Annotated in this window: 14 protein-coding genes; all 14 read left to right on the top strand. The window is 50.9% G+C overall.

Annotated features, from left to right (window positions below):
* Positions 1–624 precede the first annotated feature (624 nt).
* The 14 genes from H7F31_RS33230 (at position 625) to H7F31_RS33165 (ending at position 22,982) form a co-directional block, all read left to right on the top strand.
* Positions 625–1,572: an ABC transporter permease gene (locus tag H7F31_RS33230; protein ID WP_187102351.1), complete on the top strand. Its 948-nt coding sequence runs from the start codon at positions 625–627 to the stop codon at positions 1,570–1,572.
* A gap of 12 nt (positions 1,573–1,584) precedes the next feature.
* Entirely contained in the window at positions 1,585–2,460 is an 876-nt protein-coding gene (locus H7F31_RS33225; protein WP_187102350.1) for a carbohydrate ABC transporter permease, read from the top strand.
* A 147-nt stretch (positions 2,461–2,607) separates the two neighbouring features.
* Positions 2,608–4,161, top strand: a complete 1,554-nt coding sequence (locus H7F31_RS33220; protein WP_187102349.1) for an extracellular solute-binding protein — start codon at positions 2,608–2,610, stop codon at positions 4,159–4,161.
* A gap of 170 nt (positions 4,162–4,331) precedes the next feature.
* A complete protein-coding gene (locus H7F31_RS33215; RefSeq protein ID WP_187102348.1) occupies positions 4,332–5,972 on the top strand; it encodes a response regulator in 1,641 nt (546 codons plus the stop codon).
* A complete protein-coding gene (locus tag H7F31_RS33210; RefSeq protein ID WP_261800231.1) occupies positions 5,959–7,851 on the top strand; it encodes a cache domain-containing sensor histidine kinase in 1,893 nt (630 codons plus the stop codon). Before H7F31_RS33215 ends, H7F31_RS33210 begins: the two co-directional genes overlap by 14 nt.
* A gap of 76 nt (positions 7,852–7,927) precedes the next feature.
* Positions 7,928–8,830: a DMT family transporter gene (locus H7F31_RS33205; protein ID WP_187102347.1), complete on the top strand. Its 903-nt coding sequence runs from the start codon at positions 7,928–7,930 to the stop codon at positions 8,828–8,830.
* Positions 8,831–9,652: 822 nt separating this feature from the next.
* Complete coding sequence (locus H7F31_RS33200) at positions 9,653–10,702, top strand: hypothetical protein (RefSeq protein ID WP_187102346.1); 1,050 nt, start codon at positions 9,653–9,655, stop codon at positions 10,700–10,702.
* 95 nt (positions 10,703–10,797) lie between these two features.
* A complete protein-coding gene (locus H7F31_RS33195; RefSeq protein WP_187102345.1) occupies positions 10,798–15,276 on the top strand; it encodes an S-layer homology domain-containing protein in 4,479 nt (1,492 codons plus the stop codon).
* Positions 15,277–15,510: 234 nt separating this feature from the next.
* Positions 15,511–16,452, top strand: a complete 942-nt coding sequence (locus tag H7F31_RS33190; RefSeq protein ID WP_187102344.1) for a carbohydrate ABC transporter permease — start codon at positions 15,511–15,513, stop codon at positions 16,450–16,452.
* A gap of 15 nt (positions 16,453–16,467) precedes the next feature.
* Positions 16,468–17,298 carry a carbohydrate ABC transporter permease gene (locus H7F31_RS33185; protein ID WP_187102343.1) on the top strand — a complete coding sequence of 277 codons (831 nt, stop codon included), beginning with the start codon at positions 16,468–16,470 and terminating at the stop codon, positions 17,296–17,298.
* Positions 17,299–17,406: 108 nt separating this feature from the next.
* Entirely contained in the window at positions 17,407–18,768 is a 1,362-nt protein-coding gene (locus tag H7F31_RS33180) for an ABC transporter substrate-binding protein (protein WP_187102342.1), read from the top strand.
* 115 nt (positions 18,769–18,883) lie between these two features.
* Positions 18,884–20,644 (top strand): sensor histidine kinase, encoded by a 1,761-nt coding sequence (locus H7F31_RS33175; RefSeq protein WP_187102341.1) that lies wholly within the window; start codon positions 18,884–18,886, stop codon positions 20,642–20,644.
* Complete coding sequence (locus tag H7F31_RS33170; protein WP_187102340.1) at positions 20,641–22,218, top strand: response regulator; 1,578 nt, start codon at positions 20,641–20,643, stop codon at positions 22,216–22,218. The genes H7F31_RS33175 and H7F31_RS33170 overlap by 4 nt, the downstream gene beginning before the upstream one ends.
* A gap of 44 nt (positions 22,219–22,262) precedes the next feature.
* On the top strand, positions 22,263–22,982 hold the full coding sequence (locus H7F31_RS33165) for a sulfite exporter TauE/SafE family protein (protein ID WP_187102339.1): 720 nt from the start codon (positions 22,263–22,265) through the stop codon (positions 22,980–22,982).
* Positions 22,983–23,039 lie beyond the last annotated feature (57 nt).

Here is a 23,039-nt window from a genome sequence, read left to right as displayed (position 1 = left end):
CAAATCTAACGGACAGGGTAGCAACTATTGGGTCGTAATGGCGTCAATTTGCGTTGTGGTGATGCCAATAAGGTCGTGTATGAGGCTGTCGATAAATGGTGTAAAGGTGAAATTGCGGGCAAATGTCCGGTAAGAAATGAACGGGAGCAACTGTAACGGAAATGAGAGACGTTATTTCAGTAAAAAGCCGCACTTCGCAAATCTAATGGAACTGACAGCTCTTATGATGGGCAAAAGTCCGCGTTTGGCCTAGATTTCACACGAATAACGTCTCAGAGTTCCATTAGATTTTAAAATCACGCCAAAAGATCCATATAAGGGCCCTCGTTTCCGTTAACAGGTTGGCGATGATGGATTGCAGCTTCATTTCCAGTTTTGCACTCAATGAATCGACGGCCTCTTTTTGTCCGATAGGCGGTGAATGATTGGACGTTTAGGGTATTCGAATCACCTTCAGGTGATATTTTGTTCTCGTCAGACCGCTTAAATACCATCCGTAACTCTTCCCTGGTACATTGCGAAAATTGTGTCGGATTAGACCAGAAATAAAAGGATCGTCCGCTACTCGCCCCCGTCCGCAGCCTCTACAATAGGTAGCAAGACAGAGAAAAGTAGGTGGAGAACATGAGCAAACCTCGCGGAGGAGAAGGTGTTTCGCTGGGGACCGGGAGACGGCGCCTGAAGCTGTTTCGCGGCAATCTGGATATGTATATGCTGCTCATACCGGGTTTGATTTTTTTATTCTTATTCAAATACGCGCCGATGTACGGCATCATCATTGCCTTCCAGGACTTCAACATCTTCGGCGGAATATCAGGCAGCGAATGGGTCGGGCTGGCTCAATTCGAGAGGCTGCTGCAGTCCGACGAATTCCTGCAAGTACTGACCAACACGCTGCTTATCAGCTTGTACAAAATTACCATTTTGTTTCCGATCCCGATCGTCATCGCGCTTATGCTGAACGAAGTGCGGCGCATGTTCTTTAAGCGGACGATCCAGACGATCATCTATTTGCCGCATTTCCTCTCCTGGGTCATTATCTCGGGGTTATTTATCAACATCCTGTCGCCGTCGGGCGGCATCGTCAACGAAATCATTCGATCCTTCGGCGGAGAGCCGATCTCGTTTTTTACGAGCAACAGCTTGTTCCGCAGCTTGGTCGTGTTTACCGCAGGCTGGAAGGAGATGGGCTGGAATGCCATCGTCTTTATCGCCGCCCTCGCGGGCATCGAGCAGGAGCAATACGAAGCCGCGGCCATCGACGGAGCGGGGCGCATCAGACAGATGTGGTCGATCTCGCTGCCGGGCATGCTGCCCACGATCGTCCTGATGTTCATCCTGCGAATCGGCAGCCTCCTGGAGGCAGGCACGGAACAGATACTGACGATGTACAATCCGCTTGTCTACGAGACGGGGGACGTCATCGGCACCTTCGTGTACCGGATGGGTCTCGGCCAGCAGGACTACAGCTTCAGCACGGCGGTCGGTCTGTTCAACTCCGCGGTAGGGTTTCTGCTTATCATAATCGGCAACATGCTCAGCCGCAAATTTATAGGTCGCAGTATTTGGTAAGGAGGGACGTTCATGTACAGAAAAACAGCAAAAGACTATATGCTCGACGGCACCATCTACATCGCGCTGATCGCGATGGGATTGATCACGCTGCTTCCCTTCGTTAATGTCTTCTCCAAGTCGGTCAGCGAGGAATGGGCGATTATGTCGGGCCAGGTGGGGATCTTCCCCGTCGGGTTCCAGCTCGACACGATGAAATTCGTCGTCACGAGCTCCCAGTTTTTGAATTCGCTCTGGATCTCCGTGATCATCACAGTGGCAGGCACGTTAGGCTCGCTGCTTATCACGGCATTGACGGCATACCCGCTGTCGAAGCGGGAGCTGCCCGGCATGGGCTTCATCATCGTCCTGTTCATCTTTACCATGATGTTCAACGGCGGCATTATTCCGAACTACTTGCTCGTCCGCGAGCTGGGCCTGATCAACAATTTGGGCTCGCTGATTTTGCCCGCTCTGATTAGCGTATTCAACATGCTTGTGATTAAGAGCTACTTCGAAAACTTGCCAACCAGCCTGGAGGAGTCCGCCAAGCTCGAAGGAGCCCGCAACCTGACGATCTTATTCCGAATCATATTGCCGCTCAGCGGTCCCGTGCTCGCGACAATCGGACTTTTTTACGCCGTTTATTACTGGAACGATTATTTCCACCCGATGTTGTACATCAACAGCACGTCGCTCAAACCGCTGCAGTTGTACCTGCAAGACATCGTCATGAATGCGGACACCTCCTCGGCGCTCGACAAGACGGCCGACGATCTCATGAACGTGCCGGCGGAAGGCGTTCGGTCGGCTACCGTCATCGCGTCCACCATTCCGATTCTGCTGGTCTATCCTTTCTTGCAGAAATATTTTATCAAAGGCGTGCTTATCGGCTCCGTCAAGGGTTGATGGAAAACCTTGCATTAACTTTTCTCACGGGCAGGCTCGCGCCGAACGCAAGCGAATCCAGGTACCGGAGCGCGGCGATGCGGCGGCGGGCGGGCTTCTGTGGAAAATTAATGATATAGATTACAATACAAGCAGGAGGGTCTCACTATGACAAAACCATTTAAGCTGATTTCGACAATCGCCATGTCTGCGCTGTTGGTCTCGGTAATGGCGGCATGCTCGGGAAATAGCGGCACCGCCAACAACGAGTCTGGTTCCACGAATGCCCCAAAAACCGGCAGCGAAGCGACAGCCAAGCCGGAGGGACCGAAGCCGGGTCTAAAACGTCTGAACGTCTGGGCGGGCGAGGATTACAACGCTTATCCGGTAGCGAAGCTGCTGGAGGAGAACACGGGTTATAAAATGCAAACAGATATGCTCCCGCAGGACAAATGGGCGGAGAAGCTTAACCTTATTATGTCTTCGGGAGAGGCTTACGATATCGTAACGTCCTACAGCGATATGGCGCTGTATTCCGACTATGCCCAGAAAGGCGCGCTTGTCGATCTGGGTCCGCTCATCGAAGAATTCGGCCCCAATATCAAGGCGGCGCTGAAGCCCGAGTCCATCGAGGCGTTGAAGGTAAATGGCAAGCTGTACGCCATTCCGACAACCGTCACTTACGAAATCAACAGCTCCATTCTGATCCGGACGGACTGGCTCGAAAAGCTGGGCCTGTCGATGCCGACGACAACCGATGAGCTGACGAACGTGCTGACGCAATTCAAGGAGAAGGATCCCGGCGGCAACGGCGATCGCAACGTACCGCTAACGATCAAAGGCGATCAATCCATCATCGACAATATCGTAGGCGCATTCGGGATGCCGAATGCATGGAACGATGTCGACGGGCAGCTGGTACCTCGCGTGCTTGACCCTTCGTACAAGGACTATGTAGCCTATACCGGCAGCTTGTACAAGAACGGACTGATCGACCGCGAATTCGTCGCGAACAAGGATGCCACGGCCAAGGAGAAATTCGCGAGCGGCGTAGCCGGCGCGATCGTCGTACACTGGGCGGATATTCCCGCGTTGGCCGAATCCTTGGCGAAGACGAAGCCTGAAGCGACATTTGCTTTTGTTCCACCGCTCAAAGGGCCGAACGGCGAATTCGGATTCGCGGCGAATGCCGGCTTCGACCGACTTTCCTACATTCCGAAGTCCTCCAAGCATCCGGAGGAAGCCATTAAGTGGATCAATGCCAGCCTGGAGCCGGAAACGTTCAAGAACATGGCGATCGGCGTAGAGGGAACGCATTACAAGGTTGTGGACGGCGCTTACGAGCCGATCCAGCCGATCTTTACGGACGAGCGCAATCTGGCGAACAACTTCATGGCGGGCACGGACGAAACGAATTATCCTCAGTACTGGCAAGCCCGCGTTCGCAAAAACCCTGTTATGTTCGAGGCGTTCGACTTCCTGAACAACCAGCAGCCGGCCGAAGCGAAGGTAACGAACTTGCTGGGATTGGCGCCATACATGCAGCAATATGCCAAAAACAACCAGCAGCTCAACACGATGATCGGCGACTATACGGTCAAGCTGATCGCAGGCGCGGAATCCATTGACGGCCTCGAGGATTTCCAGAAAAAATATATGGAGGCAGGCGGAGAAGCCAGCTCTATGGAAGTTAACGAATGGTACGCAACATTAGCAAAATAGTAGTGCAATGAAAGAAGAAGCGACGACGGTCATGAAAAGATCGTCAGTCGCTTCCTTCTATCTAAGGAAGATTATAGGCGCGAAGCAGCGATATATCCGGTTACGCCGATATGGCCCCGGGGATGTTATTATTAAGGGGCATTTAGCATGCAGATAAGGAGGGCGCGGCGATGTATTCCTTGCTCATTGTAGACGACGAGCCGACGGTCAGTGCGGGCTTGCGGATGTATTTCGACTGGACGGCTTACGGCATAGAAGTGGTGGGAGAAGCGGATGACGGCGACGTCGCACTGGAGATGATCGCCCGCCAGACTCCCGATCTTATTCTGACGGATGTCCGGATGCCGAATTTAGACGGGATCACGATGTCTCAGCGCATATCTGCGGCATATCCGGATGTCAAAATCGTGTTCGTCAGCGGTCATGACGACGCCGATTATCTAAAGTCGGCGATGAAGGTGAGCGCCGTCGACTATATCTTTAAGCCGGTTAATCTGCAGGAGCTGAGCGCGGTAATCAAGCGCGTCGTGACAGACTTGGACGCGGAACGCGCCGAGCGTCGCAATAAGGAGGAGCTGCTGGTCAAGCTCAAGGAGGGCATGCCGCTCCTTCGCGAGAAGTTCCTGCTCTCCCTCATCGAGGAAGGCGCGCCCAAGACGGAATTGGAGGAGCGAATCTCCTTCCTCGGGCTGGAGCTGCCCGTAGAGTCTCCCTATTGGATCATGGTCGTCTCCGTCGACGATCTTGCCGACGTCATGGCCAGCCGATCCGAGAGGGACCGCCAATTGTTGTGGTATTCTGTGCTAAACATCTATCAGGAGCTGCTGGGGACGTATATGCGGGGCTACGCCTTCGAACGCCGGGGAGGCGAGTTCATTGGCGTGCTGCGGCCCGAGCATGGCGGCAACTCGATGTCGGACACCGCGGAGGCGTTGTTCGCGCTGGCCGGCGATCTTCGCTCCAATCTGGAGCGTTGGCTTAAGATCGGCGTCACGATCGGCATCGGAGATATGGCCGCCGGCTTGAGCGGCCTGGCTTTGGCCTACAAGCAGGCCCGCGAAGCCGCCGACTACAAGTGGTATCTTGGCAAAAATAGAATCATTACTATGGATAGTTTGGAGAGTGCAGGGCAGGGGGACGGCTCCTCCCTGCCCAAATACGATTACGAGTTAAATGAAAAGCTGATCTCCGCGCTTAAGGCCGATGATGCGGAGAAGCTGAGCGAAGCCGTTAAGCGAATTTTTGTCAGCATGTCCCATGGACGTCCGGACGGACTTAAGTATGGGCGAAATTTGTGTCTGCAGCTCGTGCTTGCGGTCGGGCAGCACGTTATGGAGCTTGGAGCGGCGGATCCCGAGCTGGAGGCGATGGAGGCGGAGCTGACGGAAGCGTTGTACGCGAAGGAGACGCTCGGGGATATGCACCAATTAATAGAGGAGTATCTGTTCGCCGCGCTGGGCCGAATCCGCGAAAAAAGATTGGGCAAGACGGCAAATGTCGTGGAGCGCGTGCGGGCGTACATCGATCAGCATTATGCGGAAGTCGGTCTAACCGTAGCGGACATCGGCAAGGCGGTCTACTTGTCCTCGACCTATGTCAGCCTCCTGTTCAAACAAGAGACCGGCGGTACGATCGGCGAATATTTGACGCAGGTGCGCGTGGATAAGGCGAAGGAACTGCTGCGGGATCCGCAGTATAAGTTCTACGACATTTGTCACGCCATCGGCTACACCGATCCCAGCTACTTCACGAAGCTGTTCAAGAAGGTGACGGGCGTCACGCCGAGCGCCTACAGGGATGGCCATGCGTAAAGCGGTTAACGCCGTTAAACGACTGCTGGTGCCGCTGGAAAGATCAATCTCCTTTCGCCGATTCTCGATCCCGCGCCCTTGGCTAGTCGCGTACTTGCTGCTTATCGTGCTTCCGGCGGGCGTGTTCCTGTACGGCTATTACGAACGTTCCGCCACCATATTGAAGAACGAGGTCATTCGTACGATGGGTCAGGCGCTTAACCAGGCGGGCAGCAATCTTTCTTATCGGCTGGAACGCATCGAAGATATCAGCAACGCCGCGCTCATGAACGCGAACTTGCACTCTTATTTGTCCATCAGCTCGGACGACGAGTCGATCGGCACGCAGATTAAGGTCATCGAGGATTTGCGTTATTTGGTAGAGACGGTGCAATCCAACTCCGACGTGTTCCGGGTTCGCTTGTTTGTCGACAAGTCCAAGCTGTACGCGGGCGAACGTGTCAACTTCTTTGCGCTGGACAGCTTGATGGGCAGACCCTGGTTCGGCTCCATCATTGCGGGCAACGGCGGCATCGTCTGGACGGGCGTCTACCAGGAAGCTTTTCTCGGAGAAGATGACGAGACCATACTTTCGGCAGCGCGCATGCTGCGGGATCCCGGCGATTACGATAAGGTGTCCGGCGTGCTTATGATCGATGTCAAGCAGAGCCTGGTGTCCAACATTCTGTCCGAGCTGCAATTTTCCCCAGGCACAGAGGTCTACCTTGTCGCGCCTGACGGCTCCGTCGTGTATCATTCCGATCCGTTGCGGATCGGAACGCAGGTAGATCCGGCGGTACAGGACGTTATTGGCGCGGGCTCGGAAGGAACGGAGTCGATCCGGCTGGACAACGAGAGGCATGACGTACTGTACGCGACTCTGCCGCCGACGGGCTGGAAGCTGGTGGCTCAGGGCTCGGAGTCCCAGTTGTCGCCTGCTACCGTCAAACTGACAAGACAGTCCGAACGTCGATCGCTTATCGAATACGTCGCCTTGTTCCTTATTCTGCCGTTCGTGTTGCTGGCCATCATCGTGCGAGGCATGAATCGGCGGGTCAATCAAGTGATAACGGTCATTCGGAAGGAAGAGAAGGAAGGCAAGGAGAGCGTGGAGGGTTTGCATGAGCTGCCGGCGGTTAGCGGCGATTTTCATATGCTGGAGAGGAGCGTCGATCATCTCATCCTTCGGGTGCGCACGCTTGTCGAAGAAAAATATTCCGCCGAGCTGCGCGAGCGCGAAGCTCAACTACAGGCACTGCAGGCGCAGATCAATCCGCATTTCTTGTACAACACGCTGGATACGATCAACTGGATTGCCATCGGCAAGGGAGCGACGGATATCAGCGGGATGATCGACAGTCTGGCGAAATATTTCAGACTCAGCTTAAACAAGGGCAAGAGCGTCGTCAGCGCGACGGACGAGCTGAGGCTCGCCGAGGTGTATCTCGAAATTCAGCAAAGCCGTTTCCTCGGCTCGTTTGACTTCGAGGTGGACGCGGGCAAGGGGCTGGAAGAGTATCGGATGCCCAAGCTCATCCTGCAGCCGATCGTTGAAAATGCGCTGCTGCACGGCATCCGCAAGGCAAAGGATCGCAAGGGGCGCATTATCATTACGGCACGGGCGGAGGGGGAGGATCTCGTCTTCGAAGTTTCGGACAACGGCATCGGCATGGACGAGGAGCTGACCCGCCGTCTTTTGACGGAAGAACGGACGGGTGCCGGCGATCCTGCCGGCAACGGAAGCTCCTACGGCCTGTACAACGTCAACGAGCGGATCAAGCTGTACGCGGGCGAGGGGTACGGACTCGCGATTTCCTCCCGTCTTGGAGCGGGAACGACCGTCTCCGTTCGGCTGCGCGCAGAGTTTGCGGATTCTCGGGATTCGGGCGGTGAAAATTAATATTGAATATTGTCGCGTTTTCCTTCAATATGTAAGGTGGAACTTAGAGGGCAACGGGGCGGGTTGATGACGCAAGATGGACAGAAAATGGATTTATTACGTGGGTCTTGGTTTAGTATCGATTATTTGGGGAGCCAACTTCGGCGTTTCGCGCTCGGCGATGGAGACGTTCGATCCGATATTGTTTACGTTAATCCGGTTTGGAGGCGCGGTCCCCTTCTTCTTTTTGCTTCTAAAGCTTAGGGAGGGCAGCGTCGGCATTACGTGGAAAGCGGCGCTAAAGCTCGCAGCGATCGGACTTATCGGAGTTACGGTGCTTGAGATTGCGGTGATGTATTCCATAAAGTACACGACGTTGGCCAATGCGTCGCTGCTCAATGTAGCGCCTTGGCCGATTTTTGCGGCGCTGCTCGCGCCTCTGTTTGTTAAAGAAAAATTTACGAGCAGGCTGGCGGTCGGAGGAGCGGCCGCGGCCGTCGGCGTCGTGCTCATCATTACGGGCGGAGGAGACGGCCTCGATCTGTCTTCGGAGCATATGATTGGCAATTTGCTCGCCTTGGGAGTCAGCATAATCGGCGCGCTGTTTAATCTTGCCTGCATGCCGCTGATGAAACAGTATTCCGCGTTGCGCGTAAGCGCGTGGTTTATCCTGTTCGGAGCTTTGTTTATGTTCCCGCTGACGCTTGGGAGCTGGAGCAAGGTGGAGTGGGCAAGCCTCGGAGCAGGACATTACGCGGCGATCGGATATAATATTCTGATCTGCACGCTGTTCGCCTTCGTCGTCTGGAACGCCTGCATGTTCAAGATCGGTGCCGCTCGCGCGAACTTCTTCCGATATATCGTGCCTGCATCCGCCGTCGTTGTCGGCTATATTATGTTTAATGAGCAGGTGACGATGCTGCAGCTCGGCGGCGGCATTTGCATCGCGCTCGGCCTGGTGTGGATCGGCATGGAGCGTCAACAGAAACCCGGGATATAACGCCCAAACATAACACCGAGGCAAAACACCAAGGCAAAAACACCGAGATATTACGCCGCCTCAAGGCTCCTGCCAGCTTTGAATAGCAGCTCATCGTCATCTATGACGATCCAGCTGGAATAACGGAATTAAGAAGGCCCATGCAATCGCGCATGGGCCTATTTGTTCTTGCAAAGGAAATGATGCGGCTCCAAGACTTGCGAGCAAAAGGTTGTTGAAAAATCTAACAGACACCAGCGACACTATTTGTCCGAATTTAACCTCAGACAATATCTAACAGACAGAAAGAGGCTGTCTATTCATTGTGCAAAGGTGAAATTGTGGGCAAGTGTCCGGCAAGAAATGAACGGGAGCAACTGTAACGGAAATGAAAGGCGTTATTTCAGCAAAAAGCAGCATTTCGCAAATCTAACGGAACTGACAGCCCTTATAATGGGCAAAAGTCCTCGGTTTGCCTGGATTTCTCACGAATAACGTCGCGGAGTTCCGTTAGATTTTAAAATCACGCTAAACGATCCATATAAGGGCCCTCACTTCCGTTAACACGTAGCCGATGATTGATTGCAGCTTCTTTTCCAGTTACACACAATGAATCGACGGCCTCAGAAAAAGACTATTGAGTCGTAACGCAGCCGTTTCGCCTTCGTTGTTCCGAGTTTTCTGCACATAACTTCGAGAACGTGTAAAAAAACTGCACAAGCAAATCAAAATAACGCACAATAAAGCCCGATTGCAAGGGATATGATTGGAATCATAGAGATTCTCCAGGCAGTGTCCGGTCCGGAGACTTTGGTTATTTTCAACAAGGGAGGGGGATTGTAAGTGGGGATGCGCAGGGTGAAGCTTAACAGGCACCCTTATCTGAAAGTCGGACTATCCATTGTTATGATCGGAACGATATTATTGATTTTTGGCATTGCCCAGATGGCAAACGGAAAGGACGAAGCTCCTGGACCGGCACTGCTGTCGGTTGATGGCATTCCCGTAGATCAAGAGGAGTTCGAGCTGTTCCTTCAGGATGAAAAGGCGGCGACGGCGAGCTATTTTGCCAGACAGCACGGTGCGGAGTATGGCGGCGACTTTTGGGGAACGGCTTACGGCGACGAGGTGCCGATTGAAGTTGCCCGCAGCAATGCGCTGGACAAGCTTGTCCGGATCAAGGCGGAGCAGCAATTGGCCGCCGGGTATCTTCTGATCAAAAGCGCCGAATTCCAGGATGTGCAGCAGGCGATGCGCAAAGCGGAAAAGAGTATATACGGAGCGGAGAGTCTGAGCCCGCTACAGGAGTACATGCTATTTCACAGCAAGCTGGTGCTGGAGGCCAAAAATCAATATAAAGCAAAATTGAAGGCGGTTCCAGAAGAAGTATTGCTGGAGCGCTATGAGGCCAACAGACAGCTGTTTCAAGCGCCCGACGAATTAACGGCATGGCAGGTGAGCTGGACGGGCGACAATACGGAAGAGGAACAGAGTGCGGCTTACGAGCTGGCAGAGGACATTCAAAAAGGAATTTCGGCCGATCAGCTTTTGCCAAAATACAAACGCTTACATTCCTTGCGAATCCAGGAAAAACAGTATGGCAAACAGGAAGGGAAAGATGAGAATTCATCGGATTTGGGGATGATGCTGAAGGAGCAAGCGTATCAATTAAGCCCCAATCAAACGAGTGAAGTGATGTCATACGGCAACCAGCACTTTGTTGTACTTTGTATAGAAAGGAGCCGGGGAGAAGGCGGGACGCTCGATGAAGTCAAACTGTTGATCGAGGATGCGGTCAAGGAGGAACGATTCGAGCAGCAGATCGACCAGGCGGTGAGCCAAGCGGCCATCGTCAAAAATGAAGCGATGTGGAATGAGTTGCAAATGAAGTAGGTCCAAACGCAGATGCAAGAGATGCAAGAATGCAAGAGATGCAAGGATGCAAGAGATAAAATAATGATGATGAAGGGATGATAGGGTTGAAGAAGATGCGAAAACCATTACTCCTTGCGTTAATCGCAATGCTCGTTCTCCAGATTTTTTCTTCCGTGCAAGCTCCGCAGGCTTATGCCGATGAGCTGCCGGAAGGCGAGGCTGCCGTGAGCGAGCCAATTCGCGTTGATTCCGCGTACGGCGCAGCGGTGCGCGGCGGCGACTATGCAGACTTAACGGTTAGCGGAGGAGCGAGCAGCAAAGAAAGGCTGGAAGTGAAATGGTCCGCCAACGCCAGCGCCAGCCGCAGAAGCCATCTGCAATTTAATATGCCGGGCCCGGACGCTGTAAATTGGGCCGATGTGGAGAAGGTTATGCTCGTTCTGTATGTGGCGGATCGTTTCGGAACCCGCAACCAGGACACGATTAACGTATTCAGCACCGATAATCCGGGCATTAGCGAAGAAAACTGGACATGGAATAACACGGATCCTTTAATGGGCGACAGCAAGGTTTTGTTGGGCGGGCAGAGCTTTGGCGGCTCGCTTAACGGCACTTGGGTTGAAATCGATATTACGAATGTAAAAGATCGGTTTATCGACGGAAACGCCGCTTCGGAGCTGTTTCTTGCTCTTTATTCCGGGGCTGTGGACGATCAGGCCGGGATGGTCTTTGCGTCTCAGTACCGTGAGAATGCAAAATATACGCCCCATCTTATGATCTACGAACAATATGAGGACAAGCTTCCGCCGAACGTAACCGTGACCGGCTTAACGAACGGTCAGCAGGTGACAAGCGAGCAGCTTACATTTAATGTTAACGCGATAGACAATGTGGACGCGAGTCCGGCAATTTCGTTGATCGTTAACGGAGGAGATCCGATTCCTGCTCTTCCGGGCGCCAATACGGTTTCGTTGCTTGCAGGACGCAATGTGATCGAGGTCAGCGCAGTAGACGCCGCCGGCAATCGATCCGCTTCGCAAGTGTTTGTGGTGGAATATGAGAGAGTGACCGCCTATCCGGTCTTTGCCGACGTGTATACGGATGTGAGGTATCAGAATACGAACTATAATAGCTCCACCGAAAAAGGCGGATTGCACTTAAAAACGGCGGCATCTGGGACTCCTACCACCCGCAAGGTGTATCTATCCTTCGACTTGTCCGCCAATACCAAGCCTTATGCCAAAAAAGCGGTCATTCAGCTTTTTGCAAAGGAATTGATGGGTACGGACCGGACAAGCGACGTCATTGGCATTTACGAAGTTCCGGCGTTTAACGAACAGACCTTGACTTCCGGCAACGCTCCGGCAAATGGCGATAAGGCCGCCGATGCGACGTACGAAAGAAAGGGTCACAACCAGCCGATCTATTTGGATGTTTCGCAATATATCAATCGCAAGCTGGCTGCACTGGCTCCCGGTCAGCAACTGGGAACTTTAAACCTTGTATTGCAGATGGACAACGGGCATGACCAAAAGGGCATTTTTATGGCCAGCAAAGAAAATGACCCTGCAAATGCGGCCAAACTATTGATTACCGAGGGCGTGCCGGCGCCTGTTTTGACTGTAACCGGAATAGAGAACCAAAAAATATATTTTACCGATATTTTGTCCAATGTAGAAATTAAGGCGGAGTCGGTGAGCGAAAGCGTCGATGTAACGTTGGCGGTATCGGTCAATGGTCAGAACGTAACCTCGACGGGCAACGATCTGTACGACATTCCGCTGCGCACAGGCACAAATAAAATTACGATCGTAGCCACGGATTCCGAAAGAAATGAAACAAAAGAGGAATATACGCTCACGAGGCTTGTTGATACGCCGGTCGGCACTTATTATGTAGACAGCGCAGCCGGTAATGACAATAACGACGGCACAAGCGAAGCCACGCCGTGGAAGTCGCTGGAGAAATTAAACGCGGCTGAATTTAAGGCGGGCAGCACGATCCTGTTCAAACGCGGCTCGATCTGGAACGGCCAGTTCAGACCGCATGGCTCGGGTACGGCGGAAGCGCCGATCGTAGTAGATGCTTACGGCGAAGCTTCGGCCGGCAAACCGATCATTAACGGCAACGGCATCTCCCACCTGGATACCGGCAACTTGATTGCGGAAGGCGCCGTGCATTTGTACAACCTGTCCGGCTGGGAGCTGCGCAATCTGGAAGTGACGAATATGGGGCCAGCAATCAATAACGCCTTGCGCGCCGGCATTATGGTTGTCGCAGGCGGAGCGGGCGATGTCAACAATATTACGATCAGCAATGTGTACGTCCATGACGTCAATTCCGGCACAGGCGCAGCGAAGTTCTCGGGGGGCATTTTGTTTAAGGGCGACACGGTGGACGAAAAGGGCAAGGTGACGAATATCCCGTCCGGCTTTAATCGTATTCTGGTAGAAAATTCGCATGTAAAGGACGTAGCAATCGAAGGTCTGCGGACCAAAATCCATCGCAACGGCCAGGATACCACAAATATAAAAGGTACGGACATCGTGTTTAGAAACAACCTGATCGAAGAGGTGTACGGTGACGGAATCGTGATGGCCGAGGTATCGTCCGGCGGTCTGATCGAAAAAAATATCGTCAGAAAACATAGCAAAAATCCGTCTTCGACCAACTATGCGGGCCTGTGGTTGTATGAGACGAACGCGGTTGTCATCCAATACAACGAAGTGTATGATGGCGTTCACGGCTACAATGACGGCGAAGCATTTGATTTCGACATTAACGTAACCAACAATATTTATCAGTACAACTACAGCCATCACAATCGCGGCGGATTTTTGCTGACGATGACAAGCGCGGGAGCAGGCAATATTTTCCGCTACAATATTAGTAAAAATGATGGTCAAGGCACGGAAATCTTTTTCTGTATGCAGCCGAATACCGCCATTTATAACAATACGATCTATATTGGCGAAGGATATACGGTCAAATATTTGGTTAATGAAGGCAATCAGGGACGCGTCAGCAACATGATCTTTAAAAATAATATCGTGCAGGTGGACGGCACGCTGGAAAAATATTCGCCGCTCGCTGCGGGGTACGATGCGCCTAACGTGTCCCACAATCTGTTCTATCCCGCTTCGATTGCCAGCTTGCCGGGCAGTCCGAAAGCCTACGCAAGCCTCATTACGGACAATCCGATGCTGACGAACCCAGCGGCGGCGGATGAGGTTATGGATACATGGGATCAGAAAATTTGGGATCGCAACATTGCCAAATTCAAGCTGCAGCCAGGCTCTCCGGCCATTGATGCAGGAACGCCTATTGCAAATCCGGGCGAGCATGATCTATACGGTACGCCGCTTTATTACGGAGACGCGCCTGACATCGGCGCCCATGAACTCGGTCCGGTGGACAAAACGGATCTGAATCAAGCAATTGAAATGGCTGAAGAACTGCTTGCCGATGCGGCTGCAACGCCAGGCAAATACTTGCAAGCTGCAATTGAAGCATTGGACGCTGCGCTCCTTGCCGCAAATGAGACTGCGGGCAATGAATCCGCGACGCAAACAGCGGTGGATGAAGCATGGGATGACCTAACGGCAGCTATTGCAGCATTCGAGGATTCCGAAATTCCTGCACCTGCAGTCGATGAGTTGGCTCCAACTTGGCCAAACAACAGCGCGGCAACCGTGTCGGGTATTACGCAAACTAGCCTGACTGTGTCCTGGACAGCGGCAGAAGACAACGTAGGCGTTACGAAATATGTCGTATCGTGGGCAGGCGGAAGCAAGGAAGCCGCTGGCGATGCCAGAAGCGTCCAAGTAACCGGATTGTCGGCAGGCACAAGCTATACGTTTAAGGTGGAGGCAGTGGACGAGGCTGGCAACCGGAGCGCCAATGGCCCGAGCGTTAGGGCAACCACGAACGGCAGCGATCCGATCATCATTCCGGAGAAGCCGACTACACCTGTCGAAGAACCGGAGAAACCTGTTGAAGAGCCGGAGCAACCTGTCGAGGAAGAAGAACAGGAAGAAGCGGGCGAAGAGACGCCTAAGGTAGAATTCAAGGATGTGGCGGGCCACTGGGCGGAAGCTGTTATCAAACGCGCAGCGGAACTGGCCATTGTGAAGGGGCATCCGGACCAAGTATTTAAGCCCGATGCCGCAACTACCCGTGCGGAATTTATCACGATGTTGGCCAACCTGTTCAAGTGGGGGGCTGCGGATTCGTCGCCTGCATTCGCGGACAGCGGCCAGATCGGCTCGTGGGCCGCAGGAGCGGTTGCGCAAGGCATTGAGAGAGGGATTATCCAAGGGTACACGGACGGCACCTTCCGTCCGAATCAGCAAATTACGCGGGCCGAGATGGCTGTCATGCTGGCTAGAGCGCTTGGTCTGAATACGACAAATGTCGATAGCAGCAGCTTTGCAGACGATGACAGCATCCCGCAATGGGCTAAGTCTGCTATCGAAGAGTTGCGCAAATCGGGTCTGCTTACAGGCCGGGGCAACAACACGTTTGCTCCCAACGCCCAAGCAACAAGGGCGGAAGCGGTAGTGGTGCTCTTGCGTATAATGGAAAAACAATAATTTAGTTTTTGGTATAAAGGCACAGTAGGAGGGCATCAGCTCCCTATTGTGCCTTTGTTTTTGGCTTGTCGGCGATACGCCGGCACGAGAGTCTGGAAGACGGGGGCGACGTTTGGCAGGTACGTTAAGGTCAAAAAAGTACACATTGTAGTATAAATCGTCAGCATTTCAGCTGCTGTAGGCGTACTATAATGGGGTCATAATCATATAACAACAGAATGAGGGGAGAACAATATGCAAGGGAATTCTCAATCCCGAATCTCGCTGCCCAAATCGGATTCATTGAAAAAAAAATATTGGACAGGTTCTCGGAAAGAAACGTTGCTAGGATGGCTATTTATTGCTCCCGAGACGATCGGTATTGTTGTACTGGGAGCTTTTCCTTTGCTTTTTTCGCTTTATTTAAGCTTTACCGACTGGGATCTGGTTTCAGGGCTTAAAGGCATTACCTATGTCGGCTTTGACAACTATATTCAATTGTTTCAGGAATCGAAATTTTATATCACGCTGAAAAACAATTTATTGTATACGGCAGCGACCGTGCCTCTCAGTATTATAATCGCCATGGTTATTGCGGTCGTCATTCATTCGGTTCTTTACTTCAAAGGATACTTTAAAGTGGTATTTTTTATCCCTTATATCGCGACGACGGTTGCGGTAGCCGCTGTATTCTCCGTCCTGTTCCACCCGTCCCAAGGCGTTATCAACAACCTGCTGATGTCTTTCGGGATTATGGACCCGCCCAAGTGGCTGGGAAGCACGGATTTTGCGTTGTGGAGCATTATCATTATTGCGGTATGGCAGGTCATTGGCTACAATGTCGTTATTTACTTGGCGGGCCTGACCGCTATTCCGGATGATCTGTACGAGGCTGCGGAAATCGACGGGGCCAACAAATGGAAGCAGTTTACTCGCATTACCGTCCCGATGCTGGGAACGACAACGTTTTTCTTGACGATCACCTCGGTCATCAATTCATTTAAAGTGTTTGACCTGGTTGCCTTCCTGACTGGCGGCGGACCGCGCAATGCGACGAATGTATTGGTCTATTATCTTTATGAAGAAGGGTTTCAGAAGTTTCGAATGGGATACGCGGCTACGTTATCCTGGGTGCTGTTTATCGTGATTGGAATTATAACCTTGCTGACCGTCAGAATGCAGCGCAATCAATATTAAGGAAAGGTGTTGTCCATGGCACAGTTAAAAATATCAAAAGTTGTCGTTACATTGTTGATGGGGCTCCTCTCCTTGGTGTTCCTTTCGCCGCTGCTCTGGATGCTGTCGGCAGCCTCCAAGATCGAAAAGGATGTTATGAAGTTTCCCGTCCAATGGATACCTACCGACTGGAACCTGATCAATAACTTTCAAACCGTATGGTTCGGAAAAGTTCCGTTTGGACATTATTACATGAATTCCATTAAGATCGCTTTGATTACAACCGCTCTTACGCTGGTCTTCTCGTCGATGGCCGGTTTCTCGTTCGCCAAAATGAAGTTCCGTTACAAAAACGTCGTGTTTTTTATGCTGCTGACCTTTTTTATGATTCCTGCGGAATCGACATTGGTGCCTCGTTACGTGCTGATTAAATGGCTGGGATTATACAATACGCATGCGGCTCTTATTGTCATGACCGCATTCTCGATCCCGTTGACCTTCCTGATGAGGCAGTTCATGTTAGGCATCAACCAGGAATTTATCGAAGCAGGCAAAATAGACGGAGCGGGCCTGTTCCGGATTTACTGGCAGATTGTCCTGCCTATGGCAAAGCCGATTTTGGCTACCGCCGGCATTCTGAAGTTCATGTGGTCCTGGAACGACTATCAGAACCCGCTGATCTTCCTGGTAGACAGCAAGCTGTACACGGTCCCGTTAGGCATTCAATCGTTCCAGGGAATGTACAGCACCAGCTACGCGGCGATCATGATGGCCGCCGTCTCGGCTATTCTGCCATTGCTGCTGGTCTTTATCATTTTGCAGAAACAAGTCATTAAAGGAATTGCGGTAGGCGGAGTAAAGGGATAAGGTCAAATAAGTGCACGTAAATGCAAAGATTGTACACGGTGTCCGGGTAAACGGCATTGTAAGATACTAATGAAGAATGACTGGTATACAAAAAGGGAGGAAATAAAAATGAAAACGGTAAAAGTGTTGGCAACCGCAATGCTCAGCCTGGCGCTGGTAGCAGGATGCAGCTCGCCAAACAATAACGGAAACCCAGCTACGGAGACGCCTAAGCAAACGGCTTCGAACGAGCAGGGCGGCAAGGAAACCGAAAAGAAGGAAGACGTTACGATTAAGTATTATAGCTGGGAAGATGGAACGGCCGAAGAAAACACGATGAAAAAAATCGCCAACTTCGAAAAAGCGAATCCTAACGTCAAAGTAGAATACGTAAAGCTGGTTACGAATGCAAGCAGCACGGATTTTTACCAAAAGCTTGACATTATGGCTGGTACGGGAGATGCCATCGACGTTGTCGCTTTCTCGCATGTCGATTTCTTGATTGAACGCGCGGCTCGCGGCATATTGGCTCCGATCGACGAATATTTGGGCGCCGACGGCATTAAACCGGAGAACGAGTTCTTTATCAATCCGATCTATGACGGCAAGGTATACGGCATTCAGGATTTGGCGCAGCCGTGGCTTGTAGCGATTAACAAACAAGCTCTGGATGCGGCCGGGCTCGAAGCTCCGACTTGGGGCTGGACATGGGATGACTTCAGCGAGTATGCGCAAAAGATGACCAAGGACGCGCAATACGGCACCTATTTCCACACATGGGGCGAATATGCAAACTTCCCGGCTTATAACGAATTGCCGCATCCTTACCTGAAAGAAGACGAAACGCCGGTATTTGGCGAAAAAGTGTTTGCGGACTTCTTCGATATGCGCCGTGCGCTGGAAGACAGCAAATCGGTTAAGCCATTCTCCGATGTCGTTGCATCCAAGCTGCATTATGCATCCGAGTACCTGAACGGCGAGGCTGCCATGGTTCCGGCGGGCTCCTTCCTGGTTGGCATGATCAAGGACAAGGAAAAATATCCGCATGATTTCCAAACGGTGTTTGCGCCGCTGCCGCGTTCTTCGGAAAGCGTAGAAATCGGTTCTTCCTATGTAGGCGGCCATTACAATGCGATCGGAGCCAACTCCAAGCACAAGAAGGAATCGTATGACTTCATCAAATTCCTGGCTCAACAGACGGACGTTATTACCGACTTCCCAGGTTCCAAAAGCGTAGATGCGGAACTCGTCATCTCCAGCATGGCAGGCGGCTTTGAGGACCTGATCGATGTGGAATCCCTCAAAAATACGGTATACGACAGCCGCGTCCATATCCCTTACGATCCGACTTTCTCCACGGCGTATTCCAGCCAATTAAAGAAAGTGCTGGAGGACGGCCTGAGCATGTTCTTGCTAGATAAAACATCGGCTGCGGACGCGCAAGCATGGATGGTAGAGGAAGCTAACAAAATTATCAAACAATCCAAGTAATAAAGAGTGCTTATAGAAAATGTATAATAAGGTAACCTTTGAAGGTTGCCTTATTATGTATTTTAAGGGTATCATGTCGTCACATTATAATGAGCGTGATTTGGAGGAGCAGGGCATGATGAAGTGGTTTCATAAATATTCGTTTTATTTGCGCATCCAGTTATCCTTCGTTTTATTCATCCTGCTCCCCCTTTTCAGCGCGAGCTTGCTTGCCTACATCGTTATCAAAGATATTACGTTGGATAAGGTAAAGGCCTCCCAGCATAATGTGATCAATATGATAGCCCACGATTTGTCCAAATCGGTAGAGGATGTTATTTACTCCAACAATCTGGTCAGCTTTAACAAAAGCTCGGCCTTTCTGGAATCTCTGAAAAACTTCAAAGATGTATCGGTTCTGCAATCCTTAAAGGATTACGAAAGTTTGATGGCGATTTCGGAATATATCGATCTGGTATTTTCCAAAACGACGGGGATGAACGCCTCTATTTTTTATCTGAATCAGCAGGGTTATATTGTTTATGGAAACAATAATGAGCTTGATTTTCGCTCGCTCAAAACATGGGTGGCCGAGAAAGAGGTTTCCGACTGGATTACCAACGCGAATCCCAACCGTTTGCAATGGATGATGGCCGACGATCTTAAGGTAAGCAACTGGCGGAAATCGGATACCTTTTATATGGCCATGCGTCCCGTCAATCATTTATATACGGGCGAGCGGCTGGGAACCCTGTTTATCGGCATTCCGAATCATTATTTCCAAGAAGTGATGTCGACCGTCAATTTTGGGCAAATCGAACTGGTCAATGAGAACGGGGTAAAGGTTTTCTCCCATGTTATGGAGGGAACGGCCGCGATTGCGCAAAACAATCAGGTAGAGCTTCGGTCTACAGTGCCTATAACGGGGTGGGAGCTGGTTTATCGGTTTTCTTTCAAAGAAATTACCAAGGAACTGACTTACGTATTTCGTATCCATATTCTATTAATCATCATTTGCTTGATTCTATTTATATTCATCTCCATCTTTATCGGGAGGCAGCTCTATCGCCCGCTGGACAAGCTTCGCCGGGTGGCCGAGAATTTCGGCGAGGGCGATCGCATCGTCCGTTTCCCGGTAAAAGGCAGGGACGAGCTGTCCGTTCTCGGGATCGCTTTCAATAATATGCTGGACAGAATCAATCGCCTGCTCTTGAACATCGAGCAGGAGCAGGAAGAAAAAAGGGTCATCGAACTGCAAGCCTTGTTCGCGCAAATTCATCCGCATTTCCTGCTTAATACCTTGAATTCGGTCAAGTGCAACCTTATGTTGGGCGGGGATCGGATTCATAGCGGGCAGATTGGCTCATTAATGAACTTGCTGGGCGCTTATATGCGAGTCAATGAAATGAACGCGCTGGAAGACGAATGCAGGTTGCTGGCCGATTACACCCAGATCATGAAGATGCGTACCGAAATGGACTTTCAATTTCACATTAACATTCCCGAAGAATGGAAAGGGTTCATGGTGCCAAGGCTGATGCTGCAGCCCATGGTGGAAAACGCTATTATTCACGGACTCTCGAAGCTTCCCGATTTCCCGGCCGATCCGACGATCCGGGTGGAGGTACATGTTTCGGGAGATGCCCTTGTAATCGATGTTGCGGATAATGGCAAAGGGATGCCTGCGTCCGCGCTGGCAAGCTTGCAATCCATGCTGGAAAAAGTCACGGAGCCGACCGCCTCCAACCAACGTATCGGATTGCCTAATGTGTTGCGCAGGCTGCAACTGACATTCGGCGAATCTTCTTCCATTCGGGTCTATGAAAATGCGGATAAAGGTTTGACGGTTTCCATGCGTATTCCGCTGCAAGATGGCAAAGAGGGGGGATTCGAATGAGAAAAGTGATGATTATAGACGACGATGTGCCGATGCTTCGTTATTTGGAACGGATGATCGAATGGGAGTCCTTGCATTTGCAGGTTGTGGCAACCGCGTTCTCCAGCGTCAAGGCGCTTGAACTATTTCGCGAGAAGGAACCCGATATAGTCATTACGGATATCGGGATGCCGCAAATAGACGGAATCGAGCTGGCCGCTCGCGTCCGGGAGATCAACCCCGCAGTACGGCTTATCTTTGTCACCTGCCATGAGGATTTTGGTTATGCCAGAAGCGCCATGCACCTGCAAGCGGATGATTATTTGATCAAATATGAATTAACGACGGAGAAATTGATGGGCAGCTTGCGGAAAGCGTCCAAATCGGCCGACGAATCGCGGGAGCGTATCGATCAATTATCCTTCAGGGAAGAACTGGAGCGCCATAAGGACCAAATCAAAAAACAATTGTGGCGTCTGCTCAGCGGCAAGCTCGACGAACAGAAGGTGTCGCAATTATTGCAGAAGGTTGGAATGCGCTGGGAGCTGCCGCGTTTTATGCTGGCTGCGGGAACGGTAGATTACGCCTCCCTGTTGGAGCATTATCACTATGAGGATCTGGACCTGATCCACTATGCCTTCTACAACATTGCGGAAGAGACGGCTGGCGATTGGGCGCCGGTCCTTATTATCCCGCAGGAGCAAGCGGGCAAGTTCGTATTCATTCTGAACTATAAGCCAAACCTGGCCGTTAACATCCGTAAGGAATTTGAAACTTATTTGGAGAAGCTCCGTGAGAAAATCAAAAGTTACCTGAAGATCGAGATGAGAGGCATCATTAGCGGCGAGCTCAATGGACTCGGCGCAATCAAGACGGCCCATGAACAATTAATGGAAGCCCAACAGGCGCTTTATTACAAACAATGGGCCATATCTCACCTGTCCGATGATGCTCCTTCTATATGGACAGTCAACGATCAGGAGTTCAAAAGGTATAAAGACGAGCTGCTGCTGGCCAATGAAAAGCAGGATCTGAACGCGTTGGAAGCGGTATTGGAGCGAATGGAGCACTATGCCCGGACGGTCATGCTGAAGCCGCAATTATATGTATATCATCTCTCCCAGATGCTGCGGTCGTTGGACTACGAATGGAATATTCAACACGATAAGGAACATCTGCATGCGCTGTTGCCTCATATTATTTCTTCTCGGGAGGCGCTCCTGCTGGCGAAGCAGCATGTAGGCAAATTGGGCCGCATGCAAGATCGCGGGGGGGCCATGAAGGAGCCTAGGCTGCACGAAATCAATGAATATATCAGCACCCATTTGACCGAGAACGTGTCTTCGGTTTCCTTGGCCAACCATTTATATCTGAATCCGAGCTACTTTTCGCGCTATTTCAAGAAGATTGCAGGCATTAACTTTACCGAATATGTGCATAGGTACAAGATGGATATTGCCAAGCAATTGTTCGAACAAGGCGAGTCGGTGGAGATGGTCGCCATTAAGCTGGGTTATTCGGATCGGACATACTTTTCCAAGGTGTTCAAGAAATATAACGGAATTAGCCCGCTAGACTACAAATCAAATAAATAAACGCGATTCTTTTAATCGGAATTGCAAACTGTTACAATAAATAGATGTCGATCCTTCTATTTATTATCATTATTTTGATGGCTTCCATATTGCAAACTAGCACGGGGTTTGGCTTTTCTATTCTAGCCACTCCATTTCTTCTTCTTTTGTTTGAACCAATGGAAGCGATTCAAATCAATTTGATTTTATCGCTCATTATATCGTTGGCCCTAATAACTAAAATCAAAAAGGATATAGATTTTGGCATTTTAAAGAGGTTAATAGCGGGGAGTGTTATTGGTTTACCACTGGGAATCGTTACCTTTCTGTTTTTAGACATTAATAAATTGAAAATGGGAATAAGCATCATCATCTTGTTATTAACCATGTTATTAATACTTAAGTTTCGTATCAATCAAAATAAGGGCAAGGATTTGTTGGTCGGAGGATTATCAGGTTCCCTGACAGCTAGCATAGGCATGCCCGGACCGCCCGTTTTGCTGTATTTTTCGGGAACAGATACTTCAAAAGAAAAGCTGAGAGGCACGACGCTGGCCTTTTATTTGTTTATCTATTTAATGAGTTTATTTATCCAAATCATTTTTGCCGGAACAAGTAAAACCGTCTGGCTGTCAAGCGGTCTGGCTCTACCTCTTGTAGGGGTGGGTCTGTATCTGGGTCAACTTTTATTTAACAAGGTTAATCAGAGGTTTTTTCGGATATTCACCTATGTCATTTTGTTGTTTACAGGCGTTTATTTGTTAATTGACAGCTGGAGACCATAGGGTCTTGAATCGGAAAGGCCCACCGTCTGGCGTCCGAACGCCCATAGAACTCGACAA

This window comes from Paenibacillus sp. PAMC21692 (assembly GCF_014303795.1).
GTDB lineage: Bacteria > Bacillota > Bacilli > Paenibacillales > Paenibacillaceae > Pristimantibacillus > Pristimantibacillus agaridevorans.
The sequence above is the reverse complement of the archived record's forward strand: the minus strand, read 5'-3'. Positions and strand labels throughout refer to the sequence as shown.